Origin of the sequence: Acinetobacter sp. UBA5934 (assembly GCF_002430855.1) — a bacterium.
In the GTDB taxonomy this organism is placed as follows: Bacteria; Pseudomonadota; Gammaproteobacteria; order Pseudomonadales; family Moraxellaceae; genus Acinetobacter.
In genome coordinates this window covers 1-6,505 of sequence record NZ_DJDC01000044.1, presented here as the reverse complement: position 1 = coordinate 6,505, position 6,505 = coordinate 1, and the positions used below count along the sequence as shown (strand labels likewise).

At 41.4% G+C, this 6,505-nt stretch carries 5 protein-coding genes and 2 pseudogenes; 5 read left to right on the top strand and 2 right to left on the bottom strand.

The window, feature by feature from the left end:
- Together B2Y23_RS03240 and mscL are read left to right on the top strand one after the other, a co-directional pair.
- Nucleotides 1-366: pseudogene (locus B2Y23_RS03240) on the top strand (translational GTPase TypA); the annotation flags it as partial.
- Between the two features lie 211 nt (nucleotides 367-577).
- The gene (gene mscL / locus B2Y23_RS03235; protein WP_291356644.1) at nucleotides 578-1,015 is read left to right on the top strand and encodes a large conductance mechanosensitive channel protein MscL; all 438 of its coding nucleotides are present in this window, start codon (nucleotides 578-580) and stop codon (nucleotides 1,013-1,015) included.
- 111 nt (nucleotides 1,016-1,126) lie between these two features.
- On the opposite strand, the gene B2Y23_RS03230 is transcribed toward mscL, so the two are convergent.
- A complete protein-coding gene (locus tag B2Y23_RS03230) occupies nucleotides 1,127-1,405 on the bottom strand; it encodes a peptidylprolyl isomerase (protein WP_291356642.1) in 279 nt (92 codons plus the stop codon).
- The gene (mutM, locus tag B2Y23_RS03225; protein ID WP_291368986.1) at nucleotides 1,402-2,256 is read right to left on the bottom strand and encodes a bifunctional DNA-formamidopyrimidine glycosylase/DNA-(apurinic or apyrimidinic site) lyase; all 855 of its coding nucleotides are present in this window, start codon (nucleotides 2,254-2,256) and stop codon (nucleotides 1,402-1,404) included. Before mutM ends, B2Y23_RS03230 begins: the two co-directional genes overlap by 4 nt.
- A gap of 404 nt (nucleotides 2,257-2,660) precedes the next feature.
- Between mutM and B2Y23_RS03220 the strand changes: the two genes are divergently transcribed.
- The 3 genes and pseudogenes from B2Y23_RS03220 to B2Y23_RS03210 all read left to right on the top strand — a co-directional run.
- A complete protein-coding gene (locus B2Y23_RS03220; RefSeq protein ID WP_291368984.1) occupies nucleotides 2,661-3,917 on the top strand; it encodes a carbohydrate porin in 1,257 nt (418 codons plus the stop codon).
- Nucleotides 3,918-3,937: 20 nt separating this feature from the next.
- Nucleotides 3,938-6,043 carry a TonB-dependent receptor domain-containing protein gene (locus B2Y23_RS03215; protein WP_409449797.1) on the top strand — a complete coding sequence of 702 codons (2,106 nt, stop codon included), beginning with the start codon at nucleotides 3,938-3,940 and terminating at the stop codon, nucleotides 6,041-6,043.
- 13 nt (nucleotides 6,044-6,056) lie between these two features.
- Nucleotides 6,057-6,505 (top strand): annotated as a pseudogene (locus tag B2Y23_RS03210) (oxidoreductase); the annotation flags it as partial.

The window sequence follows — 6,505 nt, the reverse complement described above, 5'->3', positions numbered from 1 at the left end:
AAACGTCAAAACGGTGTATTGATCTCTATGGTTCAAGGTACTTGCTTGGGCTATGCATTGTTCAGCTTGCAAGACCGTGGTCGTCTATTCGCTAAACCTCAGTTAGAAGTTTACGAAGGTATGATCGTAGGTATTAACTCTCGTTCAGACGATATGGTTGTTAACCCAACTAAAGCAAAACAGTTAACTAACGTACGTGCTTCTGGTACGGATGATGCGTTAACACTTGTTCCTGCAATTGAATACACGCTAGAGCAAGCACTTGAATTCATTGAAGACGATGAATTAGTTGAAGTAACACCTAAGTCAATCCGTATCCGTAAGCGTTGGTTGACTGAAAACGAACGTAAACGTAACCGTTCTTAATCTGTTGATTTAATTAAATTAAGAATTGCAAAATGCTATCACGTCAGTGGTAGCATTTTTTTTTGTTTATAATTAGATAAGCAATATGTTCAAGAGGTTAAATTCCACGTAAATTACAGGTAATTATGACCTGTTATAAATGCATTAGTGCATCATACGGTTCTCAAAATATATTAATAAAGAATGCTTTAAAGATAAACTGGAGAAAGTCATGAGTATTATTCAAGAATTTAAAGAGTTTGCCATTAAAGGCAATATGATGGATTTAGCGATTGGTGTCATTATTGGTGGTGCTTTTAGTAAAATCATCGACTCATTGGTTAAAGACATTATTATGCCTTTAATTACCGTAATCACAGGCGGTGGCGTAGATTTCACCCAGAAATTCTTTGTATTAGGAAAGAACCCGGATAATTTACAATCACTCGATGCTTTAACGAAGGCCGGCGTAAACGTACTGACTTACGGGAATTTTTTGACGATTTTAATTAACTTCTTAATCTTGGCCTGGGTCGTATTCTTGCTGGTTAAACTCATGAACCGGTTACGTAAACAAGAAGGACCAGTTGAGGAAACTCCAACTACACCGGCTGATATCGAATTGTTACGTGAAATTCGTGATGAATTGAAAAAACGCCCACAACTTTAATTTTATTTATAAAAAAGGCATCTTGAGATACCTTTTTATAGAATCCCTCCCAACCTCCCGTTAATAAAGGGAGGGGGCAGTCCCCCTTTGGAAAAGGGGGATTTAGGGGGATTACATCCGAAATTTAATTTCCAGTAAATGCCAGCCAAACTGACTTTTAATCGGGCCATGCAGTTCACGTTCAGGCAAAGTAAACACAGCTTTATCAATCGGACCGACTAGCTGACCTTTTTTAATATCACCCAGTTCACCGCCTTTTTTACCCGATGGACAGGTAGAATGCTGTTTGGCAATTTTGGCAAAATCTGCACCGGCTTTAATTTTCTTTTTCAACTGTTCGGCCAGTTCTTTATCTTTGACTAAAATATGACGGACGATGGCAGATTTCATGCTTTATTTCCTTTGGATGGAGTCTTGCTTGCTATTTTAACTTTTTTCAAAGGCTGACACTCGGGACAAAATACCGATGCACGTTGTCCGAGCTTTAAATTTTCCAAAGTGGTTTCACAATTGACGCACATCTCGCCAGCACGACCATAAGCCAACAGGGTTTGCTGGAAATAACCATTTTCGCCCATGGCATTAGTATAGTCACGTAAGGTCGATCCGCCTAAATCAATCGCCTGTTTTAAAATGCGCTTAATTTCGATGACCAGTTTTTCAATTTGCGTGCGAGTTAAACTTGAAGCGGGCTGGGCAGGGTGAATGCCTAAATTGAACAGGCTTTCGGTGGCATAAATATTACCTACACCCACGACAATATGGTTATCCATAATGGCTACTTTGGCAGCGACATTTTTCTTTTTAAATTTTTCAAACAGATATTCAGCATTAAATGCGTCACTTAAGGGTTCAGGACCTAAAGTATCAATTAATTTTGTTTGAGAGTTTTGATCAAGCCATAAAATGCAGCCGAAACGGCGCGGGTCATGATAACGCAGTTCGATATCTTCAAATTGAATAATCAAGTGATCGTGTTTGCGCAGTTCAGTGTTTTTCTCACACAAGCGAAAACTACCCGACATACCCAAATGCCAAAGCATACTGTCTTGTTCAAATTCAGCCAGAATATATTTGGAACGACGGGTCAACTGCAGTAATTTTTGACCTTTAAGTTTTTGAATATTATCTGGAATAGGCCAGCGCAAACTGGATTGACGTACTTCAACATTCAGGACAGTTTGCTCTAACAAGGGAAGTAAACTTGTTTTAGTCGTTTCGACTTCGGGTAATTCGGGCATTTGCAGTTCAAAATTCTATAGATAAAGCTAATATCGGGTTATCCGGCAGGGAATACAAGAGCTGCTTTTGAATTGTGCAGAGTAAAGCAAGACTTTTAATGGAGGAGCTTAAATTTTATAAATAGGTTAAAAATGTATCAATTGGTCTAATTGAACTCCAGAAGGTATTTTCAAGATGATGGGTTTTAATTTTAATAGTTGTTACTTAAAATTATGAAAAATAACAATATATATACTTATATTAAAACTAATAGTTATTTGTTTTTATTAACTCATAACTTTTTATTTAATTAGTGATAAAAAAAATGCTGACATAAGTGGCTAAAAATTAGGTAATTTTCACATAATAATATCGATTCAATGAATCGATTTCTAACTGAAACTTTGCATTTTTGGTTTTTCTTATGAAAAAAATTAGTCTAGCTTTATTGCCAGCCTTTGTGTTGACAGCCATGACCCAAACTCAAGCCGCTGAAGCATTTGACCCTAATGGTCAGTATTTGTTGGGGGACTGGAACGGTAAACGTACCGAACTGGCTGCGCAAGGGGTGAAGTTTGATGCCAATATTGCTGCTGATGTTGCCTATTTAGCCGACGGTGGTCGTGATGAGGGGAATGATCCGACTGTAGCCAGCCAGTTCTGGTTAGGTTCAACTTTCGATATGGAGAAACTTGCCGGTTGGGAAGGGGTCACCATTCGTGCTGCAGTGAGCGCACGTCAAGGACAAAGTACCACAGTCGATGATTTGCAAGGTGAGGTGCCGCAACTTGCCAATGTTCAGGCAAACTTTGGCCGTGGCAACCAAAAAACTCGTTTAAGCGAATTATCGATTGAAAAGAATTTTAAAGATCAAGGCGTGAGTGTCAAAGTGGGGCGTTTAGGTCTGGGTATGGACTTTAACGTAATGGCTTGCGATTTCCAAAGTACTGCATTTTGTGCTGCACAAATGGGTAAATGGCAAGGCAATATCTGGATGAATACCCCTGTTGCACAATGGGGTGGTCGGGTGAAATATCAGGTAACGCCTGAAGTATTTACCCAAGTGGGTGTCTATGAATATAACCCTGAAAATGCTTTGGAACGTCATGGCTGGAATTTGGATACCGACAATGCTGATGGGCTAACTATTCCTGTAGAAGTGGTATGGCAGCCAAAATCATTTGTGAATGGCTTACCAGGCAGCTACCGTGTCGGTGGTATCTATAACACAGCTGATGATTTGAAAAACCAAAAAGATATTGCGAACACATCTGACGCAAAAAATCGTACATTTGGCGGTTGGTTAGCAGTAGAACAGCAATTGACCTCGACAGGTTCTGGCAAGCAAGGTTTGCATAGCTTTGCCAACTTTACCTGGCATGACCGTACCACCAATAAGGTCGATAATTCACAGCAAATCGGTGTGAAATATATTGGTCTATTCGATTCTCAGCCGAATGACATTTTAGGTCTGGGTGTAAACCGTGTGCACGTAAATGACCGTGTGACTAATCCTGCATTTAATGCCAGTGCCGAATACAATATTGAATTGAACTATAGCCATTATCCAACCAAATGGTTAATGCTTCGTCCTAACATTCAATATGTTATTAACCCAGGCGCTACAAATAACGTGGACGATGCCTTGGTACTTGGTTTAAGCTCTAAAGTAGTATTTTAATATGACATAGAGAGCTGCCCATGCAAGGTAAATATCACGTGATGCCCATCAATATGACTTTACTTTGCCTAACGGCATGTATCTGCCAAAGCTTATATGCAGAAACAGGTTCTACGGAGCCTGTTTTACTGCCTACCATAAAAATTGAAGCCACGCGTACCGATACTGCTTGGTTGCAAACACCGGCTTCAGTATATCGAATTGATCAAAAAAACAATGACAATAATCTAGAGGTCAACCTATCGGAGACCTTAAAAGGTGTGCCGGGCTTACAACTGAATAATCGTGAAAATTATGCTCAGGATTTACAGATTTCCATGCGTGGCTTTGGTGCACGTTCTACTTTTGGAGTGCGGGGCATCCGTTTATATGTTGATGGTATTCCCGCAACCATGCCGGATGGCCAGGGACAAACTTCAAATATCGATTTAAGCAGTCTAGATCATGTGGAAATACTGGGTGGACCATTCTCTACACTGTATGGCAACTCATCTGGCGGGACGATTTTAACTTCGACCAAACAAGGTCAAGGCAAAGATTCTATTGAAGTCGGTTATTCAGGTGGCAGTCACCAGAAAAGCCGTGCCGATATCATCCTGCAAGGCGGGGCAGAAAAAGCCAGTGAACCGAGTTATGTGGTGAGTTCATCTTATTTTGATACCGATGGTTATCGCGACCATAGCGCTGCACGCAAAGTTCTCAGCAATGCCAAACTGACCTGGGATTTAGAAGACGGATCTAAAGTCAACTGGATTGTAAATCATGTTGATATCAATGCCGATGATCCGCAAGGTTTAAGTCGCGAGCAATGGCAAGCCAATCCTAAACAGGTCAATGATGCGGCAAATATTTACGATGTGCGCAAAGAAATTAATCAGACTCAAACCGGCTTAACCTGGTCAAAACCGATAAATGACCAGCATGAAATCAATGCAATGGCCTATTTGGGACATCGTGAAGTCACACAATATCAATCGATTCCTCGGGCGCCTCAAAATAATCCAAGACATGCAGGCGGGGTGATTGATTTTAGCCGTGATTATTACGGTACCGATCTGCGCTGGACAGGCAAGGACTTATTGCCCAATACCCGGTTCACTGCTGGCTTGGCCTTTGACTATATGGATGAAGACCGCCAGGGTTATGAAAATTTCAACGCCAATAATCAATTTGGCGTAAAAGGCGACCTACGCCGGGATGAACAAAATATTCTCTGGAACCTGGACCCTTATCTGCAAGCTTCTTGGGATTTTATGCCCAACTGGACTTTAGATAGCGGTTTACGCTATAGCAATGTGCATTATGAGTCCAATGATCACTATATTGTGACCGGCAACGGGGATGATAGTGGCAAGACCGACTATGACAAAGTGCTGCCGTCTGTCGCTTTAAGCTGGAAGATTAACCCTGATCTCAATGCCTATGCAAGTTATGCCAAAGGTTTTGAAACACCGACCTTTACTGAAATGGCTTATTCTGCAAATGAGGGAATGAATTTCAATTTAACCGCGGCCAGCAGCGATAACTATGAACTGGGTTTAAAGAGTACAAATTCCTTAGGTCATTTTACTGCTGCCATTTTCCAGTCTAAAACCAAAGATGACATTGTCTCGGCAGGCACGATTGATGGACGGGCTACCTATAAAAATGCAGATAAAACCTTGCGTGAAGGGGTTGAGCTGTCCTGGAATAAAAATCTATGGCAGGACTTAAAGGCGGAGGCCAGTTATAGTTTTATTGATGCCACTTTTGATGCCGCAATTCCAGCCAGTACTGTGCAGAAAGGTACAAAAATACCCGGCATTGCCAAAAATCAGGCCTTTGCAGCTTTGCGCTGGCAGCCGGAAACTGGCTTTAATGCAGGGGTAGATGTCCGTTACATGGACAAAATTTATGTAGATGATGCCAATACCGATACGGCTCCAAGTTACACGACAGTATCAGCTAATGTCGGCTATATATGGAAGAATGACGATTGGAAAGTTCGTAGTTTTGCTCGAGTAGATAATTTATTTGATCGGAACTATGTCGGTTCCGTGATTGTAAATGACGGTAATGGGCGCTTCTTTGAACCCGCAGATGGTTTGAACTGGAGTGCAGGATTAAGTCTGAGCAAAGCATTTTAATAAGGAGTTTGGTGTGGCGTTATTATTTCAACCGATTCAATTTGGTTCGTTAAAACTGAATAATAAAATTGTAATTGCTCCAATGTGCCAGTATTCGGCAACTGAACAGGGTGAAGTCACGTATTGGCATGAACAGCAATGGGCAAATTATGCTTTGTCAGGCGCTGGCATGTGTATTATCGAAGCTACTGCGGTTCAGCCTGAAGGTCGAATTAGTTATGCCGATTTAGGTCTGTGGAATGATTTGCAACGTGCCCAGATGAAAGCGCTTTTGGCTAAGGTGAAGTCTTTATCTCCCATGCCGGTGGCCATTCAACTGGCACATGCAGGACGTAAAGCCTCAACGGATAAACCCTGGGATGGAAAAGGTCAATTTAAGCCGGATGAAGCTCAGGGCTGGCAAACCGTTTCTGCCAGTGATTTGCCATTTAACCCAACCGATCACCCACCGCATGCGCTGAG

Excerpts from the sequence above, each read along its gene's own strand:
- mscL (WP_291356644.1), top strand. The coding sequence starts at position 578 with ATGAGTATTATTCAAGAATTTAAAGAGTTTGCCATTAAAGGCAATATG.
- B2Y23_RS03215 (WP_409449797.1), top strand. The coding sequence starts at position 3,938 with ATGCAAGGTAAATATCACGTGATGCCCATCAATATGACTTTACTTTGC.
- B2Y23_RS03220 (WP_291368984.1), top strand. The coding sequence starts at position 2,661 with ATGAAAAAAATTAGTCTAGCTTTATTGCCAGCCTTTGTGTTGACAGCC.
- mutM (WP_291368986.1), bottom strand. The coding sequence starts at position 2,256 with ATGCCCGAATTACCCGAAGTCGAAACGACTAAAACAAGTTTACTTCCC.
- B2Y23_RS03230 (WP_291356642.1), bottom strand. The coding sequence starts at position 1,405 with ATGAAATCTGCCATCGTCCGTCATATTTTAGTCAAAGATAAAGAACTG.